This is a genomic window from Nonomuraea composti (genome assembly GCF_012034275.1).
Lineage (GTDB): Bacteria > Actinomycetota > Actinomycetes > Streptosporangiales > Streptosporangiaceae > Nonomuraea > Nonomuraea composti.
The window spans coordinates 1-1,224 of sequence record NZ_JAATEP010000143.1; the positions used below are offsets into that span (position 1 = coordinate 1).

The window sequence follows — 1,224 nt, forward strand, 5'->3', positions numbered from 1 at the left end:
GGGGGTCAGGCTGCCGGTGCGAGGGGCCGGCCGCCCCAGCGGATGCCCTTCTCGCTGCGGATCCGGGCGCGTTCGCGGCGTTGAGCGGCCAGAACGTCAGGATGGCGGGCGTTGGCGTTGCGCCAGCGCAGATAGGCGTGCAGGGCCCGGGTTTGGACGGTGTGGTTCGGGTGGTCGGAGTTGGCCAGGGTGAACTGGCGCAGCGGTCCGAAGTGGGCCTCGATCGGGTTGGCCCAGGAGGCGTAGGTCGGCGTGAACAGCAGCCTGACCTTGTGTTTCTTGGCCCAGGTGCGGATGCGCCAGTTCTTGTGCGCTGACAGGTTGTCCAGGATCACGTAGATCGGTGCGCCGTCCGGCCGGGCGGCCCGGATCGATTTCAGGGCGGCCCAGGTGTAGTCGATGCCCTTGCGCGCCCGGTTGACGCCCCACAGCAGGTCGTCGCCGACGGAGTAGCAGCCGTGGAAGTACCGTACGCCCTGGGTGCGGCGGTAGGTGGCCGGCAACCGGTCCGGCTCACCGGCGGGTGACCAGCCCGTCCCGGCGGTGGGACGGATGCCGAGCGGGCCGAACTCGTCGAAGGCGAAGGTGCGCTCGGGGCGGTGGGTGAGGGCGTACTCGATCTCCTCCAGCTTGGCGTCGAAGTCCGTATCGGGCGAGTCCTTCCAGGTCTTGGTGCGCTGGAAGGTGATCCCGCGCCGATGCAGCAGGGTGCGTAACGCCTCCCGGCCCAGGGTGATGGCCCGGCCGGGCAGGCGGCGCAGATAGTGCACAAGCTTGCGGATGGACCAGCGGGTGAACGGCTGGCCGAGCTTGGTCGGGCGGGTGGTGGCCGTCGCCGCGATGAACTCTTCGTCGTCAGGACTCATCAGGCGGGGACGGCCTCCCGCCCACTGAGGGTCCAGGCAGGCCAGCCCGATCTCGTTGAACCGGTGGATGACGTCCCGCACGGTGTCCTCGTCGGCCTGCACCAGGCGCGCGATCACCGGGACGGTGTTGCCGCCCGCCGAGGCCAGCAGGATCATCGCCCGCCGGTAACGCACCGTGCTCATCGTGCCGCGCCGTACGATGCGCTGCAGCTTCTGCCCCTCTTGGTCCGAGAGCCTGCGGACCTTGACCGGTTGCGTCACCGGGCCTCCCGACTGCTGAACGAACGTGATCAGCTCATCCAACCGGCAACACCGTCCTACGCGCCAACCCGGTGATCGTTTCTGGTCACAGCACTAG

The 1,224-nt window shown here is 69.0% G+C and carries 1 protein-coding gene; it reads right to left on the reverse strand.

Annotation, left to right across the window (positions count from 1 at the left end):
- Positions 1 to 5: 5 nt before the first annotated feature.
- Positions 6 to 1,127 carry an IS630 family transposase gene (locus HCN51_RS57695; RefSeq protein ID WP_168022223.1) on the reverse strand — a complete coding sequence of 374 codons (1,122 nt, stop codon included), beginning with the start codon at positions 1,125 to 1,127 and terminating at the stop codon, positions 6 to 8.
- Positions 1,128 to 1,224 lie beyond the last annotated feature (97 nt).